Source organism: Actinacidiphila yeochonensis CN732 (assembly GCF_000745345.1).
Classification (GTDB): Bacteria; Actinomycetota; Actinomycetes; order Streptomycetales; family Streptomycetaceae; genus Actinacidiphila; species Actinacidiphila yeochonensis.
The window spans coordinates 3604639-3623664 of sequence record NZ_JQNR01000005.1 but is presented as its reverse complement, the minus strand read 5'-3'; the positions used below and the strand labels follow the sequence as shown (position 1 = coordinate 3623664).

The window sequence follows — 19026 nt, the reverse complement described above, 5'->3', positions numbered from 1 at the left end:
GCCCTCGGCCCTACGGCGGCGCTACAGCGGCAGGTACAGCGGCAGGTACAGCGGCCACCAGCCGTACCAGGCGGGCCGTACGCCCGGCCGTACGACGCTCCACGGCCCGCAGGACCGGACCAGCCGCATCCGACGCACCGCCGGAGCGCGGCGGGCACAACGCGGCGGGCACAACGCGGCGGCCGTCCGCACGGCACCTTCGGGTCTCGGTTCCCGAAGGGCCGGGGACGGCCGCCGCGTTGTGCCCGTGAGGCCGGAGGAGCGGTGCGCCCGGCGGGGGCCGCTCCGGGCGGGCGTGCCGCCCCGGGCACAGCCCACGGCCACCCGGTGCTCCGCGAGACCTCGGAGGTCTCATCGGAGCGCGGGTGGCCGTGGGTGCGTGTCAGGCGGGTCGGTGCTCCCGGCACGCCGTGGTCACGCGGATCTCCGTGCGCGCGGCGCGGCTACGAGGCGCTCGCCGGCATCAGCTGGGCCATGTTGAAGCCGGCCACGTCCTTGCTGGTGCCGATGCCGTCGCCCCACTGGGTGTAGCCCTTGCGAACGCCGTTGTCCTTGTCGTTGAGGTCCAGCGAGAAGGAGAACACGGTGTTCGCGGCGGGCTGGACCGAGGTGAGGTCGCTCCACGGCAGCGCCAGCTCGTACAGGGTGGTGTGGGTCGACTCGTCCCGGGTCACGTTGACGGTCGCGTCGGTGACCGCCCCGCTGCCCTCGGTCGGAGCGATCCACCGGTACAGCTGGGCGCCGGCCGAGGTGAGCGCGGTTCCGTACTCGTAGTGCCCGTTGACCGAGTCGGTGCTCTCCTTGGCGGACGACCCGGGAACGCCGGACGTGGCCGCGAACTGCAGGCAGTCGCCCTGCCAGATGTTGGCGTCGGTCGCCGGTTCGGACTGGACGTCGTCGGTGATGTCGGCGGTGAGGTAGAGGTTCGTGGCGTCCCAGTCGAGCCACACCTTGCCCGAGAGGTCGGACGAACCGCCGTAGGGCTGGGAGCCGTCCAGCGACTCCCAGGTTCCGTCGGCGGTGGTGGCCAGGTCGACCGAGGGTCCGTCCTGGACGTCGGCGAGCGTCCACGAGCTGCCGAGGCTCTTGTTGGCCACGGGCAGGAAGGTGGCGTGCCCGTTGAGGGCCTCCGAGGTCAGGCCGCCGGCGATGACGCTGGTCACCGTGAAGGTGTACGGCTTGGCGAAGGTGATGCCCGTCACCGGCACGTCCACGGAGGCCGTGCCCTGGGGCGCGATGGTGGCGCTGACCGGCTGGGTGCCCGACTGGCTGCCGAGCTTCCAGTTGACCGCGGTCACCGTGGTGGGGGTGTCCGAGGGGTTGCTCAGGACGACCTTGAGCGAGCCGGCCGGCGGGTTGGTCCCGGTCACGACCGGGGTGACCTGCTCAGGGGTGGCACCGGAGGTCACGGTGAGCGTGCTGACCGCGGCCTCGCTGTAGGCGCCGGCCCCGCCGGTGAACTCCGCCGTCGCGTCCAGCTCCGCCTTGGTGCCCGGGCTCGCGGCGGCGGGGACCGTGACATTCCAGGTGGCCGTCACCTTCTTGCCCGGAGCGATGGCGGACAGCGAGACCGGTGACGTCGCCGTCGCCGTCCAGCCGCTCGGCGTGGCCAGGTTCACCGCGAGGCCGTGGACGGCCTGCGCGCTGGTGTTGGTGAAGGTCGCGGTCGCGGTGATGGTGGAGTTCGGCTGCACGACGCTCGCCGACTGCAGGGCGAACGGGCTGTGCACCACGATCGGGGCGGTGCCGGTCACGCCGTTCACCGTCACCTCGATGCTCGCGGCGCCGGGTGCGCGCATGGTGACCACGCCCTTGCCGTTGACCGTGGCGACCTTCGGGTCGGTGCTGCGGTAGGTGACGTGGGCCTTCGACAGGTCGGCGAACGACTGGTCGTTGTCGGCCGCTTCGACGATGTTGTCCGCGGTCGCGTGGTTCTGCTCCAGCGAGGAGTCGGTGTCGGGCGCGATCCACGGGTTGGCGGCGTCGAGGTTCAGCGTGTCGCCGGCGTTGAAGACGACCTGGCCCGGCTGGACGGTGACCGTCTGCACCTTCGGGGTGATGGCGCCCTTGACCCGGACCGTGCCGGAGCCGGCCACCGTGGCGGAGTCGGGCCCGACGCGGAACTGGTACGCGCCGTCGTGGACGACCTGCTTCAGGGCGCTCTCGTCCCACGCGCTGAGGTCGGAGACCTTGACGGACAGCGTGACGTGCTGGGTCTTACCCGGCGCGAGCACCGCCGTCTTCTGGAACCCGGCCAGCTGCTCCTTCGGCAGCTCCGTGCCGGGCACCGTGAACTGCGGCGCGGCGTAGAGCTGGGCGACCGTCGAACCGGCGGCCGTGCCGGTGTTGGTGACGTCGAAGCCGACCTTCACCGTGCCGTCGGCGGAGACGGAGCCGGGTCCGGCCTTCACGTGGGAGTAGGCGAACGTGGAGTAGGACAGGCCGTATCCGAACGGGTAGGTCGGCTTGCCGGTGGCGTACATGTACGTACGGCCGAGCCCGCCGGTCTGGGACGGGGTGATCCCGTAGTTGTCCATCGACGGGAGCTGCGAGTCGTCCGCGTACCAGGTGAAGTCCAGGTGCCCGGAGGGGTTCTGCTGGCCGAAGAGCACCTGGGCGAGTGCCGTGCCCTGGTTCTCGCCGTTGTAGCCGCTGAACACGATCGCCGGGAAGTCCTTCTGGGCGTCCTGGATGTCGTACGGGCCGTCGGCCTGCATGACCAGCGCCGTGCGCGGGTTGCCGATGGCGGCGACCTGGCTGACCAGCGAGTCGTAGTTGCCGGGCAGGGCCAGCGTCGAACGGTCCGTGCCCTCGTCGGCCACGCTGAGGTCCGAGCCGGCGACGACGATCACCAGGTCCGCCGTCTTGGCGGCGGCCTGCGTCGCGGCCGAGCACGCGGCGGGCGTGGTGACGGTCGTCGAGGTGCCGCAGCCGTCGAAAGTGACCGTGGCGGACGGGTTGGCCGCCTTGACCGCCGCGGTGATCCCCTGCACGGCGTCGACCTTGTGGGTCGGCTGGCCGGAGTAGCCGCCGAGCGTCGTCGTGTTCGCCAGGTTGCCGACGATGACGATGTTCTTCAGCTTGGCGGGGTTGGCCGGCAGCAGCGGGGAGGAGGTGCCGGAGACCTTGTTGTTCTGCAGCAGCACCAGGTCCTGCGCGGCGATCTTCGTGGCCAGCGCCTGGTGCGCGGGCGACTCGATCTGGTCCTTGGTGATCTTGGTGTAGGCGACCTTGCCGGCGGGGTCGAACTCGCCGGTCTCCATCCGGACGGTGAACAGCTTCGTCAGCGCGCCGTCGATCACCCCGGGGCTCAGCAGGCCCAGCGAGATCGCCGCGTCGATGTTCTGCGTGGTCAGCTCACCGCCGGCGCAGTTCAGCTGGGTGCCGGCCCGCAGCGCGTACGCCTGGCCGCCCGCCGACGCGGAGATCTGCTTGCCGGTGGTGGTGTTCGTCCAGGTCGTGCCGTTGGTCGTCCACCCCGGCGGTGCCCAGTCGTGGCTGCCGGAGGAGTAGACGTCGCCGACCGCGCCGCAGTCGGAGGTGGTGTACCCGCCGAACCCGTAGGTCGCCTGGAGCAGTTCGTTCACCGTGTAGGTGTCCGCGGGCGCCGGCGTGCCGTTCACCGCGTTGTACGACGTCATCACGCCGGACACGTGCGCGTCCTGCACCAGGCTGGCGAACTGCTTGGTGTAGTAGTCCCTGATGTTCGCGTCGGTGGTGTTCGCGCTCTGGGTGTGGCGGCTGTTCTCGTCGTTGTTCAGCACGTAGTGCTTGGCGGTCGCGGCGACCTTCAGGTACGGGGTCTGCTGCTTGCCGGTGATCGTCTCGCCCTGGTAGCCGTCGACGAACGCGTCGGCCATCGTGGACGCCAGGTAGGTGTCCTCGCCGAACGACTCGTTGGTCCGGCCCCAGCGCGGGTCGCGGTCCATGTTGACCGTCGGCGCCCAGAAGGTGAGGTCGCCGTAGTCCGAGGCGGACGGGCCGAGGTTGTTCTGCCCGGTCCCCCAGAGGGACTTGTCGAGGAACCCGCGCGCCTCGTCCGAGACGGCCGTGGTCTCCTGGTAGGTCAGCTCCGGGTCCCAGGACATCGTGGACGCGAAGTTGACCGGGAAGCTGGTCGCCGTCACGTCGAGCTCGCCCTGGCCGCCCGCGGCGGTGTCGGCGCCGAGCCGGTTGATGCCGTGCTGGCCCTCGCTCCAGTAGGTGTACTTCTGGACCCCGAGCCGCGGGATGGCCGGCGCGTCGTTGGTCTGGAGCTGCCCCACCTTCTCGGCCAGCGTCATCCGCGACACCAGGTCGGCCGCCCGCTCGGCGAACGAGTAGTGGGTGTCCAGGTAGATCGGCTGCGTCGAGGCGACGGACTGCGCCGAACCCCCCGCGCTCGCCTGCGCCACCGCCGGCAGGCCGGCGACCACGGTCACCGCTATCGCCACGGCCAGCAGCCGTCCGGCTGATTTTCGGAGTCTTCGGGAGTGCATGGTTGTCTCCTTCACGTCATGCGTCGCTGGGACACAGGGTCATGGGGAGCGCGCCGGCACCGGTGGTGGTGGCGTGCGCGGAGTACACGGTCACGGGTGGTTCGAGAAGCCGGGAGCGAGGCGGAGGCTGCCAGGGCCCGGGGCGGCACCCCGGCTGAGGCCATGCCAGCTGGAACGTCGAGCTGACAACGTTGTCTCCTTCACCCGCGAAGCACCGCGCGTCGCGGCGGCCCACCGAACTGACGAAAACTGGCTCACACACTGTTTAGCTTCCTGTGAGCAAAAGTCAAGACATCCTTCAGAGCTCCCGCAGACTCGTACGGAGCGTCAGAAAAGTTCCCTGACAAGGAGATCCGGCGATTCGACGGGGTGCACCCCGGGCACCTGGGCGACAGCCTCGATATGACTAAAGGTGGCCGTCGACCACCGCCACGCGCCTCTATCGTGTGCAACTTCCGCCCACAGGCCGACATCGTCCGAAACGTTCGCGCGCCGCCGCGATCACCCGCGAACGTTTCTGATCGACGTCGTCGAAAGTCCCGCCCCGGAGAGAGCCGGGAGCCCCCACCACCGGGCGGCCCCTCCTCTCGTCCTCCCCGCTCCCCGCCCCCACTCCGGTGCCTCTCCCCCGCGCCCATGCCGTCCACGCCGACACGGTCCGCGCCGACACGGTCCGGGCCCGGGAGTCCGAAGCCGCCGTCCGTCCCGCCGGAGCGGAGCCGCGCCAGGCGCCCGCGGTGGCACCGGACCGCGCCGCGAGGCCGGCCTCGGCCGGCGGCACAGGCTTCGCGACGGCCGGCCACGGGCCGGACAAAAACGTCCGGCCGGTTGCGGCACAGGCAGATGCAAACACCATGGAAATCGCCCGCACCGATGAACTCCTTCTGACCCAACCGTTTCAAAAGCCGGTTCACCTCCCTGCGCTGCTTCACCCTGGACTGCACCGGCCACACCCACCACAAGAACCAGGGCGACATGGTCCGCCGCCACGTCATCTCGCGGAACAAACCCACCGCGGAATTGCGACCCGCCGAACTCGTCACCCGCCGACCCGGACCGACCTCCGCCGCGGCAGACCCCCGCACCCCGGGCGCCGGGACGCTCCGGACCTCGTCAAAGCCGTCGAGCACCCAGCCCGCCGCACCCTTCGACTCGCCTCGGACACCCGCCCGGCGACGAATCGGCCGACGTCCCGACCTCATCTCCGAGACGGCGGAAGCGCCGAGCGGCATACTTATGTGCACGCGTCACCAAATCACCGGCCGGCGAGGCGCGAATCCCCGACATTCACTCATCCGACCGCCCCGACTCTGCATAATCCTTGTGAAGGTCTCGAAAAGACAGAGGGGGTTTCCTTGATCTCACCCGATCAGACCGGAGAACTCGTCGAGGCCACCTACAGCTGGGCCCGCTCCTTGGAGACCGCCTTCGGCGCGCCGGAGCCGCGCGGCCTCGGAGGCCGGGAGAGCGTGGCCCGGCAAGTGGCCGCGGCGGTGGCGCGGGCCCGGCAGCGGATCGTCCTGTTATCGCCGGCGGACGGCCCGGCCGACCGGGGCTTCGGGCTGGGCCCGCTGACCGGGGTGCTCGCCGACAGCGCCCGCGGGGGAAGGGACGTCCGGCTGCTGCTGGGCGGCAAACGGCCGTGGCGGGCCGAGAGGTCGGCGGAGTGGACCGCGCTGGCCGGCCTGCAGGAGGCCGGGGTGTCCCTGCGGGCGGTGCCGGGCCCGGTGCAGCCGATGCTGCTGGCGGACGCCGTGGTCCTGCTGGGATCGGCGCGGGAGACGCCGGCCGGCCAGGCCGAGGTGCTGCAGGTGGCGGAGCGGTCGGCCGCGCGGGTCGCGCACCATCTGGCCGACATGCTCTGGGAGACCGCCGAGCCGCTGTGAACGCCGGGCGGCGGAGCGGGTCCGCCGCCGGACCAGCCGGTCGACCCGCCGTCAGGTCCGGCGGATGTCGCGGCGCAGCCGCCGGACCGCCAGGGCTCCGAACAGGACCGTCCAGGCGGCCTGGCCGAGTACCGGGACCAGGACGCCACCGCCGGACACCGCGGCCCGGGCGAGCGCGCCCGGGCCGTACGCCGGGGTGAACGGCGCGATGTCCCGGAGCCGGCGCGGCAGCACCTCCAGCGGGACGAAGAGGCCGCCGAAGACGGCGAGCAGCGCGAGGCCGGGGCCGGCCAGCTGCATCACGTTCGCGGCGGGCAGCAGCAGCCCGCAGAGCAGGCCGAGGACGGCGAACAGCAGCGCGGGCAGCCAGGCCGCCGCGGCGGCGAGCAGCCACCGGCCCCAGCCGAGCCGGACGCCGAAGGCCGCGCCGAGGACGAACTCGGCCGCCACCGAGACCAGTCCGAGCACCATCGCGGTGACCGCCTTGACGGCGACCTGGGCGAGCGGGCGCATCGGCGTGAGCCGCAGCTGGCGCTGCCAGCCGAGGGCCCGTTCCACGGCGACGCCCGCGCCGCAGCCCGCCGCGCCCACCATCGCGCCGTAGGCGGCCATGCTGACCATCGTCTGGGCCGCCGGCCGCCCGCCGGACGCCCGGCTGGGCAGTCCGTAGAGCAGGAAGAAGGACGTCGGCATCACGACCACCAGCACCACGGTGCGCACGTTGCGCAGCACCCGGCGGATCTCCAGGGCGAGCACGGTCCGGTTGCAGCCGCGCAGCGGTGAGCCGGCGGAGAGCGGCAGGGACAACGGGGCCTCTCAGTCCTGGGCGCGGGCGGGCGGGGGGACGGCCGCGGCGAGGGCGAGGAACGCCTCCTCCAGGCCGGCGGAGCCCACCTCGATCTCGCGGGCGGCCGTTCCGGCGAGGTGGCGCACCACCAGGTCGGAGTCCCGGGTGCGGACGGTGACGGTGGGGCCGTGCTGGTCGACCCGCTCCACGGCGGGCAGCGCGCGCAGCGCGGCCAGGTCGGCGTCCGGCCAGTGCACGCGCACCACCCGGCCGGCGGCGTGGCCGCGGATCTCGGCGGGGGTGCCCTCGGCGGCGACCCGGCCGGCGGCGATCACCACCACCTGTTCCGCGTACCGCTCGGCCTCGTCGAGGTGGTGGGTGGCGAACAGGACGGTGGGGCGGCCGGGGAGCCGGCCCACGGCGTCCCAGAACTGGCGGCGGCCGGTGACGTCCAGGCCGGCGGTGGGCTCGTCGAGGACCAGCAGGCGGGGACGGCCGAGCAGGGCCAGCGCGAAGTGCAGCCGCCGCCGTTCGCCGCCGGAGCAGGCGCCGACCCGGCGGCGGGCGACCGCCCGGAGGCCGGCCAGTTCGAGGGCTTCGGGGACCGGCAGCGGGTCGTGGTGCAGCGACGCGACGTAGCGCAGCGTCTCGGTGACGGTGAGGTCGGGCAGCAGCCCGCCGTCCTGGAGCACCGCGCCGACCTCGCCGCGGGCGGCGGCGTCCGCCGGGGTGCCGCCGAGGACGGTGACCCCGCCGCGGTCGGCGGTCTGCAGGCCGAGGATCAGGTCCATGACGGTGGTCTTGCCCGCGCCGTTGGGGCCGAGCAGGGCGGTGAGCCGCCCCGGCCGCAGGTCGAGGCTGATCCCGTCCACGGCGCGGACGTCGCCGAACGCCTTCTCGACCCCGTCCAGCCGGACACCGCCCGCCGCGGCGCCGCCCGCCGAGGCGTCGTGCGGGGACGCGTCGTGCGGGGACGCGTCGTGCGGGGACGCGTCGTGCGGGGACGCGTCGTGGTGAGGAGCGCCGTGCCGGGGGGCACCGCTCACCATGCCACCGCCCGGGTGTCCTGGCCGATCCGGAAGCCGGCCTGGAAGCGGCTGACCGCGTCCGTGGCGCTCATGATGTCGGCGATGTGGCGGCGACAGGTGCGCAGCGAGACGTTGAGGCTGCGGGCGATGGTCTCGTCCTTCTCCCCTCCGACCAGCCTGCGGATGATCTCGCGCTTCAGGTTGCTCTCCAGCATCTCGTCGATCGGGTTGGCCGGACGCAGGCAGCGGGCGGACGGCCAGACCAGGTCGAAGGCGGCCGCGACCGCCTCGGCGACCGCGGCGTCCCCGATCACCAGGGTGGGCGGTTCGCTCTCGGGGGTGCGGGGCAGCAGGGCGGCGACCCGGCGGTCCACCACCAGGACGGCGTCGAGCCGCCGTTCGAGCTCGCCGCCGCTCTCGGCGACCCGGACGTGTTCCGCGAGCGGGTGTCCGGCCAGCTGCTCGCGGCAGCTGCACAGGGCCTCCGGGTCGAACAGGGCACGGCGGTCGAGGTCGTGCCAGGTGAGCGCGAAGTCCCACAGGTCGAGGGCCGCCTCCCCGGGGCTGCGCTGCCAGATCAGCGCGTTCCGGGCGCCCCGCAGCAGGTCGGCCAGGGTGGCGCCGACCGCGCGTCTTCCGGTGGCGCTCTCGTACCGGGGGAGCCCGTCCGCCGCCGCGCGGACCATCATGGAGGCTCGGACAGCGGGGAACTGTGCCGGTTGCGCGATCCCGCTGGAATCCAGGGTCATGTGACACCCTCTCCGTCGTGTGGGCATCTCTGAGTCTTCAGTGCTGCTCCGGCGGAAAGCCGGCCCCCGCGGTGCGGCCGGTCCCGGACGGCTCCGGGCTCGGCGGGCCAGTGTAGGCGCAATCACTCCCGGCATTGCCTGAGATGTGATCAACGATGCCCAGACGTAGGAGAATTCCGGCCAGCTGCGACTCGGCGGCCAGTCCGAGGCCGAGCCGGTTGTGGGCCATGTGCAGGTGGGAGCCGAGAATCTGGCGGGCCCGGCCGGGGCCGAGTCCGGCGGTCAGGGCGGCGGTGGCGGTGGTGAGCCGCCGGGTCAGCGGCGACCAGCGGCCGGGTTCCCCTGCGGCGAGCCGCCGCAGGGCGGGGGCGCACGGCCTCAGCACCTCGGCCTTGGCGTCGAGGACGGCCGGATCGGGTGGCGGGGCGTCCAGCAGGACGCGCCAACCGGCCGTGTTGGACCGCAGGAACTCCTCCGGGTCGGGCCAGGCGGGCAGGACCGCGGCGAGCAGTTCGAGCCCGTCCAGCAGGGTCCGGCCGCGGCCGGAACGGGCGGAGTGGTCGGCCCGGGCGGAGTGGTCGGCCCGGGCGGCGCAGGCGCGCAGGCAGACCGCGCTGGAGACGTGGAACAGCCCCTCGGCGGCGGCCATCGCGTCCGGGCCGCCGTACCGCTCCACCTCCGGCAGGTACTCGGCCCGGTGGACCCCGGGGGCGAGCAGTTCGCCGGCCGGGAGGCTGGTGCCGTACTCGCCCAGGGCGGCCAGCGGGGCGGCGAGCCGGGCGTACCCGGCGGCGGTGAGGCGGCCTTCGGCGGGCAGCGCCGCCTCGACCCGGGCCAGGCTCTCCGCCAGCGAGGCCGCCACCTCGGCGGCCCTGCCGTCCGGCAGGTCGGCGACGCGCAGCCGCAGGTGCGGGCCGTACTGCCAGTAGCGGAGGTAGAACCAGGGGCGCGGGGTGCCGTCGGCGGACGGTCCGGCCAGCCGCAGGGCCGCGGGGACGCACTCCAGCAGGACGGTGTCGATCACCGCCGGGTCGCTGGAGGGGACGTGCAGGTGCCAGCTGTGCCAGCGCTGTTCGGCGTTCATCCGCGCAGGTCCCAGAGCGGCCCGGTGTACCGGGGGGTGCCGCAGACAGTCATGAAGACCGGGACCTCCTTGCGGTCGAGCCCCAGCAGGGGCTGCAGGTGGTGTTCGTCGTAGGAGCGGGCCGGCCGGGCGGTCAGGCCGTGGGCGGCCGCGGCCAGGCACAGGCCGTGGGCGGCCCAGCCGCACCACTGGGCGGCCAGGGCGGGCGCGGCGGGGCCGAACTCCTCGACCAGCGCGCCGGGGTCGGCGCTGTGGACGTACAGCACCGAGGCGTGCCGCAGGGCTATGCCGGTGTCCGGGCCGTTGGGCCGGCCGAAGCCGGGTTCCAGCCGGGCGGGCAGGCCGGGGCCGAGCCGGTGCGCGGTGAGGCGGCCGTCGCTCAGGCGGTAGGCGCCGTCGCGGAGTCCGGCGACGCCCTGGAGGACCACGGTGCGGCTGATCCGTTCGGCGACGCGCGCCAGTTGGGCATCGGGCGGCGGGACGGCGGCCCAGGCCAGCAGGGCGCGCAGCGCGGGTTCGGCGACCGGGGCGGGACGCAGCGCGAAGCCGTAGCGGCGGCCGGGGACCCGGCCCGCGGAGCGCCGCCACAGCACCTCGGCCCAGCTGGGGCCGGGTTCGGCGGCGGCCGTGGGGAGGCCGATCAGGGGTCCGGCCGGGACGCTGGCGCGGCAGCGGCTGAGTGCCCGGCAGTCCTCGGCACCGGGGTCGGCGGCGGTGAACCGGGCGCCGTCGGCGGGGCGGGGGCGCGCGGCGGACCGGGCAGCGGGCGGCCGGGCGCGGGCCGGTGGGCGGTCAGGGCGACGCTCAGCGGGGCGCTCCAGCGGCCGGCTCCGGCGGCGGCGAGCAGGCGCTCGGCGGGCGCGGTGTCCGCTTCAAGGCGGCCGGGGACGCCGAAGGCCTGTCCGGCGACGGCCCAGGCCCGCAGGTTGACGCCGAGTTCGGCCTCGCAGACCGCGAAGCGCAGGCTGCCGTAGGCGGCGGGCAGGTCGGAGTACCGGGCGGCGAGCACCAGCCGGGTGCGGTCGTCGGCCGCCGCGTCCGCCGCCGGTCCGGCCGAGGGGTCGCCGGGCCGGGCGCCCGGCCCGTCGCCCGGCGCGGCGGCGAGGTCGACCAGTGCCTGCCGGTACGGGTCGAGGTAGCGGCGGATGCCTGGGCCGCCGAGCAGGGCGTGCACGGGGTGGCGGGCCCGGCCGGAGGCGGTGCCCCGGTGGTCGGGGAACTGGTGGTCGGGCTCGCGGCGCTGGAGCCCGAAGGCGGTGGCCAGGGCCGCGCCGAGCGGGTCGGCGGGGTGCCGCAGGGGGGCGGGGAAGGCGGTGCCGGCCAGCAGGTCGTACAGGTCGCCGGGGAGTGGCGTGCCGGTGCTGCCTGTGGCCTCCGGCGGCGGCAGGTGGGCGGTGGTCGGCGCGGCGTCGTCGATGGCGCGCTGCTCGCCGAGCAGGCGCTTGCCGGGGCCCTGCCGGTAGCTGAAGGCGAGCGCCTGGGCGGGGCTGACCGCCGGGCGGGCGGTCACGGGAACGGGTGGGGGTCGAAGGGCAGGTCCCGTTCGTCGGCGTCCAGGGTGCCGAGGAGCCTGGGCAGTCCGGCCAGCCGCTGCTGGGCGTGGCCGAAGCACATCGGGACGATTCCCGGCACCACGGCCTTGACCGCGGTCATGCCGTGCGCGGTGTGCTCGGGGGTGGACTGGTCGACGACCAGGATCTGCCGCAGCCCGGCCGCGTCGTAGAGCCCGGCGACGTGGTCCAGGGCGCCGCGCACGTCACCGCGGGCGGCCCGGACCAGGGTGTGCGGCCAGTTGGGGAACGCCTCCGCCGCGGTGGTGGCGGGTCCGCCGAGGACGCGCTCCACCCGGGGCAGCAGCTCCGGGAAGGTGTAGCGCCGCCAGTGCTCGGCGATGGTCTGGATCGACCAGGGGTCGTCGACGGTGTGCTCGTACTCGGCCGGGTCCCAGGCCAGGCCGCCGCTGACCATCTGGGTGAGCTCCCACAGCGCGGCGCGGACGGCCTGCTCCGGGTCCGGGTGGCAGCCGGCGGTGCTGAAGCTGGCGGGCAGAGCCCGGCGGCGGTTGACGGCCAGCGCCCAGACGGCGGGCAGTTCGAGCTGGTCGGTGATCACCAGCAGGTGCACGTCGTAGCCGTGCTCGTCGGCCAGCCGGAGCATCATCCGGGCGGCCGGGTCCCGGATCGAGCCCGGGTCGAGCCGGGGCAGCGGCCGGGCGCGGTGCCAGGCCAGCAGGAAGGCGTCGCGTTCGGCGAGTTCGAGCAGGGCGTGCAGGGCCGCCTCCTCGTAGCCGGAGCCGAGGGCGCTGCCGCTGGAGGACTCCAGGAAGCAGTTCCGCCCGGCCTCCGGGCCCTCGCCGTAGGGGCGCAGGTCGTAGCGGTACCGGAAGAAGCCGATCTCGGCGGGGACCAGCCGGGGCGGGCCGCCGGTCAGCGGGTGGGACCAGACCCAGTCCAGCCGGGTGTCCGGGGTCCAGCGGCGCAGCCGGCTGTGCGGGGAGGCGAGCTGGGTGTCGGTGTGGTGGCCGAGGGCCGTCGGGTCGAGGGCCAGGTCGCCGAGTTCGCGGTGGCTGAGGCCGGGGAGCAGCGGCGCGTGGTGCGGGTACCCGGCGGTGCGCTCGTACGCCTCCAGGACGGAGATCGCCTCGGCTTCCCGGAAGGAGCCGGCACGGCCCATTCCGGCGGGGGTGCCGGCCAGCAGTTCGGTCTCGGTGATCGGGAAGGCGCCGGCGGCGTGCCGGGTGGTGCGGGTGATGGGGCCGAAGCGCGGGTCGGCGAGCGCGGCGCGCATCCGGGCCGGGTCGAGGCCGAACGGGGCGTCCGGGCCGCGCAGCGGCACCGCGGCGGGGGTCGGCCGGGGCCCGGTGGACCGGGCGGGTGGCGGGGCGGTATCGGCGAGCAGGGGCGGTGCCGGGTCGCCGCACACGGTGCAGCCGTGGTCGCGGGCGACCCGGTGGCGGCTGATCCGGCCGTCGGCGGTGACGGCGGTGGCCTCGCCGGGAACGGGTTCGCGGGCGGCCAGGTCGAGCAGCAGCGCGTCGACGGTTCCGGCCAGCCAGGGCGGCGGGGCGCCGGCCGCGCGGGGGCGGCGGGGCGGGGCGCGGGTGCCTCGCGTTCGGCGCGCTGCCGGACGAAGCGCTGTTCGGGTTCCAGTCGGCGGGCCCGGTCGGCGCGCTCGGCGCAGCCGGCGCAGCCGCGGTCGCCGGCGGGGGCCCACAGCGGGCCGATCAGGGCCTCCCGGGCGGTGAGCCGGACGGAGAGCAGTGCCTGGCCCTGGCCGCGGGCCAGGTCGAGGGCGGCGCGCTCCCAGTCGGCGTCGTACCCGGACCGGGCGGCGAGCCGGAGGCGGGGGCCGAGGGCGTCGGCCCAGTGCTGCCAGGGCCAGGAGGCGGGCAGGCCGGGGCCGAGCAGCGGGCCGGGGCCGAGAAGCCGGCCCGGGTCGACGGCGGAGGTCATGCGCACCACACCCGTCCGGCCGTGGCGGGCAGCGGGCCGAGGACGGGGTCGTGGGTGCGGACCACGGCGCGCAGCGTGCCGCCGCGGTCGGCGAGGTGCCGGGCGAGGCTGGTGAGCGCGGCGCCGGCCTGGTCCCCCGTGAGGTGTTCGACGGAGGTGGCCGGCCCGGCGGCGGCGAGCCGGGCGCGGATGCCGGGGTCGGCCTGGGCCTGGGCGGCGGCCGCGGTGAGGGCGGCCTCCAGGGCGGCGGACCGGTCCGCTCCCCAGGCGGCGGCGCGCAGTTCCCCGGTGGTGTCGGCGACCTCCGCCAGGCACCAGCCGGTGCCGTCGAGCCGGCGGACGGTCAGGGTGGTGTCGCGGTGGAACCACTCGTCCAGGACGCTCCACATCGACCGCTGCCGGGCGCTGTCCAGGTCCTCCCACGCGACCGGGCTCGGCGCGGTGAGGGCGGCCTGCGGCAGCCGCAGCGCGCCGTCCAGCAGGAAGCGGGTCGGGGTGCTGCCCGCCGCGGGCACCGCGCCGGCGGGGCACGGGCCGGACGGGCGGTCCCGGCCGGCCAGGACGCGCAGCGCCTGGAGGACGGCGTCCAGGACGGCGGCGGCCCTGGTGCGCCCCCAACCGGCGAGCAGGTCGCCGCCGATCGGGCGGACGGTGGCGAGCGAGACGGGCAGCTGCGGGAGCGGGCCGTCGTCGCCGGGTACGACCAGTCCGGTCCAGGGCGCGGTGAGCGGGGTGAGGGTGCCGAGGACGGCGGCCGCGTCCGGGGGGACGGCACCCGCGTCGGCGGCCGCGCCCAGGGGGCTGGAGGCCGCGTCGGCGGCCGGGGCGCCGTCGGCCCCGGGCAGCCCGGCCAGGGCGCTCCACTCGGGTGCGGTCCGCGCCGGCAGGGCCGGCAGTTGACGGGTCGTCAACTGTTGTCCGTGGATGAGCAGCGGACCGGGGCGGCCCGGGCCGCCGAGCAGCCGGTCCAGGGCGGTGTGGGCGGCGAGCGACCCGGCGAGGGTGGCGCTGAGCGGAGTGGGGGCGGCCTCGTGCGGCCGGGCGTCGAGCCAGGCGGCGATCCGGCCGGTCAGGGCGGCGGGTTCGGTGCCGTCGCCGATCAGGGCGTAGCGGTCGTCGGTGTGGACGGTGACCGTCCAGCCGGCGGAGCGCAGGGTGAGCGCGGTCCGTTCGGCCTCGCCGCCCGGCAGGTCGTCGACGCCCGCGCCGCGCAGGGTGCGCACGGCGGTGCGGGTGGCGGGGTCGGTGCCGGCCCCGAGGACGGTGACGGTGGCGGCGCGCAGGGCGGCGAAGTCCCGGTAGGGGTCGGCGCTGCGGCTCTCCAGGTGGGCGAGCACGTCGGCGTACTCGGCGGCGGTCCGCGGGTCGGGGGCGGGCACGGTGAGGGCGTCCAGGTCGAGCAGGGCGCCCTGCTGGAGCAGTTGCCCCAGCACGTGGGCGAGGACCGGCCGGGCGGCCGGGTCCCCGGTCGCGGCGGTCAGTTCGTCGAGGTCGGCGCCGGCGGTGAGCGGACCGAGCAGGCCGTCGACGAGCTCGTGCAGGGCCGGGGGCCCGGCGAGGACGAAGTCGCGGCCGCCCTGGGCGACGTACAGGCCCTGCGGGACGGGTGCGTAGTGGGTGTCGGGGCGGAGTCTGACTCTCATCCGCGCGCCACCTCCCGGTCGACCTCGACCGCCCACTCGAAGGCGTGCGCGCCGTTGCGGACGGCGGGCAGCGCCTCCTCGAAGTAGCCGCGGTGGCGGCGTTCCATCAGCCGGGGCAGCACCCGGACCATCAGGGCGCTGGCCAGGTCGAGGTACTGGGGCTTCTCGCGGCGGCGGGCGGCGACGATCTGCTCGATCCGCGGCGCGGCGGAGTCCTCCTGGCCGCCGCGGGCCAGTCCGGGCAGCCGCCACAGCGGCGTCTTGACGACGATCTGCTCGGGCACGTCGTGCCGGGCCCGCCAGGCGGTGAGGGCGAGCAGGTCGGCGGTCTCGTCGATCGGCGCGGACGGCGCGGGCAGGTCCGCGCCGGGGTACCAGCGGCGGCGCTGCAGGACGCAGTCCCCGGCCAGCAGCCGGGGGTAGTGCGCGGTCGGGGCGCTGTCGCCGGGCGCGCCGGCGGCGCGGTGGGCGCGCTCCACCGGGTCGAAGGCGACCAGGCTGGGACCGTGCAGCCAGGCGGCGAGGAGCAGCGGAGCGGGCTGGGCGTCGATCCACTTCATGCCGAGGGAGAGCACCCGGATCGGTCGGCCGTCGGCGTCGAGCAGGGTGAGCCGGTCGGCCGCGGGGTCGTGGGCGAGCCGTGCCCGCAGCCAGTCCTGCGGGGTGAGCCGGCGCTCCAGCAGCGGCAGCCGGTGGTTGAGGTTGCTGCCGTGCAGGCCGTGGTCCTCGACGGGCTGCTCGCCGCGCCCGGAGTGCAGCCGGGTGAGCCGCTCGCGCAGCCGGTCGCGGAAGACCCCGTCGGGGTCGGCGCTCTCCAGGAAGCGGGTGGTGAGCTGGCCGTATCCGGGGTAGCAGGCGTTGACCACCAGCCGGCCGGGGCCGGCGGGTTGGACCAGCAGGCCGTAGGAGGCGCTGTCGTCGGAGCACTGCTCGGGCAGGCCGTCGGCGAGGGCGGCCAGTTCCCGCGCGGTGAGGCTGGCCTCGGGCAGGCCGTCGGCCCGAGCGCGTTCCAGCACGCCGGTGAGGGCCCGTTCGGCGTGCGCGCGGGCCCGCTGGAGCTGCGCCAGTACGCCGTCGGCGGCGGCCGGGTCGCTCTCCACCTGCCGCTGGCGGGCCCGGACCTCGGCGACCAGGTCGGGGGCGTGGTCGACCAGTGGGGCCTGGCCGCCGGCGCCGAAGCGCTCGGTGAAGACCCGTACCAGCAGGGCGCGCACGTCGTGGTGGCGGTCGAAGAGGTGCAGGAAGCGGCCGACGGCGGGCAGTTCACCGAGCGCCCGCTCGTGTCCGGCGGCGGCGGCCCTGGTCGGCGGCAGCAGGTAGTCCTCGTTGACCCGCAGCCGGACCGGGACGGCGCTGAGGGTGTTGAGTTCGCGGGCCGCGCGGTCGACCCGGCTGAGCGCGGCGACCCGTTCGGGCACCGCGCTGCCGGCCGCGCGGGCGAGTTCGGCGCCGATGCCGTCGAGGAGTTCCGCGGCCCGGCCGTGCCCGGGGGCGAGGGCGCTGACCGCGTCGGTGAGCAGGGCGCGGCTCTGCTCGTCCAGAACCGGTGCGGGCACCAGGATCTGCGCCTGGACGGCGGCGGTGACCAGCGAGGCGGCGGCCCTGGCGGGGACGCCGAGCCGTCCGGCGGTGGCCTCGGCCAGCTCGCGCGGTGAGAGCGGGCCCATCTCGATGAGCCGGAGCAGCGCCGTGAGGTCCGGGTTGAGTTCGGCGGCCAGCATCCGGCCCTGGCCGTCGCTGTGGTGGTGGAAGTGGATGCGGTCGCCCTCGACGCGCAGCATCGGGTTGCGGACGAGCATCGTCACGGTGGTCCGCTCGGGAGGCTGGAGCACGCCGTTGACCAGGCAGGACAGCTGCGGTTGGTCGAGCCGGAGCAGGCTGCGGGCGTCCCGGCGGGGGAAGCGGGCCTGGTCGAGCGGGGTGCCGTCGTCAGCCCATGCGGCGAAGCCGACGGCGGTGAGGCGGGCCAGCGGGCTGACCCGGACCACGGCGCGGGCGTAGTGCTGGACCAGTCCGCGTTCGGACTTGCGGTCGCGGGCGGAGGTGCGGCCGGCGGCCTTGCGGTAGCGCTGCACCGCGTCCAGGACCTGCGGGGAGTTCAGCGCCAGGGAGAGCAGCAGCGGTTCGCTGCCGAGGGCCTCGGCGAAGGCGGCGCGCTCGTGGGAGAGGAACGCGGCGTGTCCGGCGCGTACGGCGGTGCGGGCGAGCCGGCGGCGGCCGTCGGCGTCCAGCCATCCGGTGACCGGCTCGGGCAGCGGCTCGGGCCACGGCCCGGCGCCGGGGTCGCGGTCGTTGTGGATGGCGCGGCGCAGGTGCAGCAGCCGGTGCCGGTCGGCACCTTCGGCGTGCGCGATCGTCGTGTACAGGCTGTCGCAGGCGGCGTCGGCGAGCCGGGCGCAGCGCTGCTCGGACTCGGCCAGGGCGGCCAGCGCGGTGCGCAGTTCGGGGGAGGCGAGCCGTCGGGCGGGAGTGGGGTTGATCCGCAGCATCACGCTGTCGGCCACGACCCAGCCGCCGGCGCCCGGACAGGAGCGCGGCGGGGCGGCGGGGGCGGAAACGGCGAAGGTGGGCACCGGAAGGCGACCTCTCTGGGAGCGGAACGCGGCTGCGCGCGGGCGCGCGGTGCCGGCCGCGCGGCCGGCGCCCGGCAGGGCCGCGCCGGACCGCGGGCGGGCACGGCGAAGGGGGCTCGGGCCGGCGACGGGGGCTCGGGCACGACACAGGGGGCTGGCGGCCGCCGGGAGGGGATGGCGCCGGTCAGGACGCGGCGAGCTGGTGGCGCCGGGCCCGCATCCGTTCCACCGACGTGGCCCCGGTGAGCGCGTCCGCGGCCTCGGCGAGGCCGAAGCAGAGGTAGTAGCGCTGCATGGGGGTGATGCCGAAGCAGGTCAGCGTCGGATAGAGGGAGTTGAGCAGCAGCCGGTACGCGTTCTGCCGGTAGTTCTGCTCGGCGGCCTGCCGGTTCTCCAGGTAGGCGGCGATGAACTCGCTGCGCACCGGCGTGCCGAGCGGGTACTCCATCGGGCCGACGGCCTCGTGGATGGAGTCCTCGTCCAGGGCGCCGTGCGCGCACGCCGCCTCGGCGGTGCCCCAGATCCGGGCCAGCGCCCTCTCCCACCCGGCCAGCAGCGGGGTGTCGACGGGCTCGGTGAGCGCGGCGGTGAAGCGGTCCGCGTCCTGCAGGTACCTGCGCGCGTAGATCGCGCGCAGGTCGGTGTGGTTGCCGGTGGCGGAGCAGACACCCTCGACGTGGGAGCGCAGCGCCAGGGTGCCGACGGCGAAGCCCAGCGGGTGGGAGCGGGCGACCAGGGCGAGCACCCGGACGAGCTGCGGCAGCAGCTCCTCGTCGGGCAGCGCGGCGGTGTCCAGGACGGAGTCCAGGTAGGCGTCGGCCATCAGGTCGCGGGTGAGGAGCAGCGCGGTGGGGAAACGGTCCGCGTTCTCGTCGGGGCCGGACTCGACGAGGCCGTGCGGGTGCAGCGGCAGCGGGTCCTCGCGGCGGTTCTCCCAGCGGCCGAGCTGCTCGGCGCGGCGCAGGTAGTCGGCCTCGGCCGGCGGTCGCGCGGTGAGGGCCGCGACGGCCAGGCGGGCCTGTTCGGTGAACTCGGCCAGCGCCGGCGGCCGGTGCGGGTAGGAGCGGACCAGCACCCGCAGGTGCGATCCGTGCAGCCAGCCGCGGCGCAGGTGCACCACCGGGAGCTGCTGCGCGTCCCTGAGCCGCCGGAGCGGTGTGTCCAGGGCGCGCAGCAGGTCCCGCGGCTGCGCCGAGTGGTCGGTGATGCGTACGGCCGTGCCCGGGCCGATGGTTTCCATGGCGTGTCTCCCGGAGGTACGCGAGGCGACCGGTGCGGCTGAGGCCGCACGGGCGTTCGCAGGTGGCCGATTGGGGGGTCCGTGGCGCTGTCCCGGTTCAGTCCGG

At 75.4% G+C, this 19026-nt stretch carries 12 protein-coding genes; 1 reads left to right on the top strand and 11 read right to left on the bottom strand.

Features of this window, described 5'->3' with window-relative positions; genetic code table 11:
• Positions 1 to 443 precede the first annotated feature (443 nt).
• On the bottom strand, positions 444 to 4478 hold the full coding sequence (locus BS72_RS26740; protein ID WP_037914272.1) for a glycoside hydrolase family 3 C-terminal domain-containing protein: 4035 nt from the start codon (positions 4476 to 4478) through the stop codon (positions 444 to 446).
• A 1355-nt stretch (positions 4479 to 5833) separates the two neighbouring features.
• On the opposite strand from BS72_RS26740, the gene BS72_RS26735 reads away from it, so the two are divergent.
• The gene (locus BS72_RS26735) at positions 5834 to 6364 is read left to right on the top strand and encodes a hypothetical protein (protein WP_037914271.1); all 531 of its coding nucleotides are present in this window, start codon (positions 5834 to 5836) and stop codon (positions 6362 to 6364) included.
• Positions 6365 to 6415: 51 nt separating this feature from the next.
• On the opposite strand, the gene BS72_RS26730 is transcribed toward BS72_RS26735, so the two are convergent.
• From BS72_RS26730 to BS72_RS26685, 10 genes are all read right to left on the bottom strand, one after another.
• On the bottom strand, positions 6416 to 7171 hold the full coding sequence (locus BS72_RS26730; protein ID WP_051951746.1) for an ABC transporter permease: 756 nt from the start codon (positions 7169 to 7171) through the stop codon (positions 6416 to 6418).
• A gap of 9 nt (positions 7172 to 7180) precedes the next feature.
• Entirely contained in the window at positions 7181 to 8197 is a 1017-nt protein-coding gene (locus BS72_RS26725) for an ABC transporter ATP-binding protein (protein ID WP_232792543.1), read from the bottom strand.
• Positions 8194 to 8928, bottom strand: a complete 735-nt coding sequence (locus BS72_RS32825) for a helix-turn-helix transcriptional regulator (protein ID WP_051951745.1) — start codon at positions 8926 to 8928, stop codon at positions 8194 to 8196. The genes BS72_RS26725 and BS72_RS32825 overlap by 4 nt, the downstream gene beginning before the upstream one ends.
• A 37-nt stretch (positions 8929 to 8965) precedes the next feature.
• The gene (locus tag BS72_RS32820; protein WP_051951744.1) at positions 8966 to 10012 is read right to left on the bottom strand and encodes a thiopeptide-type bacteriocin biosynthesis protein; all 1047 of its coding nucleotides are present in this window, start codon (positions 10010 to 10012) and stop codon (positions 8966 to 8968) included.
• Positions 10009 to 10605: a nitroreductase family protein gene (locus tag BS72_RS26710; protein WP_037914266.1), complete on the bottom strand. Its 597-nt coding sequence runs from the start codon at positions 10603 to 10605 to the stop codon at positions 10009 to 10011. The genes BS72_RS32820 and BS72_RS26710 overlap by 4 nt, the downstream gene beginning before the upstream one ends.
• A 47-nt stretch (positions 10606 to 10652) precedes the next feature.
• Positions 10653 to 11522, bottom strand: coding sequence for a hypothetical protein (locus tag BS72_RS26705; RefSeq protein WP_037914264.1), 870 nt, complete (start codon positions 11520 to 11522; stop codon positions 10653 to 10655).
• A complete protein-coding gene (locus tag BS72_RS26700) occupies positions 11519 to 13225 on the bottom strand; it encodes a YcaO-like family protein (protein ID WP_051951743.1) in 1707 nt (568 codons plus the stop codon). Before BS72_RS26700 ends, BS72_RS26705 begins: the two co-directional genes overlap by 4 nt.
• Before the next feature lie 235 nt (positions 13226 to 13460).
• Positions 13461 to 15107, bottom strand: a complete 1647-nt coding sequence (locus tag BS72_RS36815; protein ID WP_037914263.1) for a hypothetical protein — start codon at positions 15105 to 15107, stop codon at positions 13461 to 13463.
• The gene (locus tag BS72_RS26690; RefSeq protein WP_037914262.1) at positions 15104 to 17680 is read right to left on the bottom strand and encodes a hypothetical protein; all 2577 of its coding nucleotides are present in this window, start codon (positions 17678 to 17680) and stop codon (positions 15104 to 15106) included. Before BS72_RS26690 ends, BS72_RS36815 begins: the two co-directional genes overlap by 4 nt.
• 184 nt (positions 17681 to 17864) lie before the next feature.
• Complete coding sequence (locus BS72_RS26685; RefSeq protein WP_037914261.1) at positions 17865 to 18920, bottom strand: hypothetical protein; 1056 nt, start codon at positions 18918 to 18920, stop codon at positions 17865 to 17867.
• Positions 18921 to 19026: the final 106 nt, after the last annotated feature.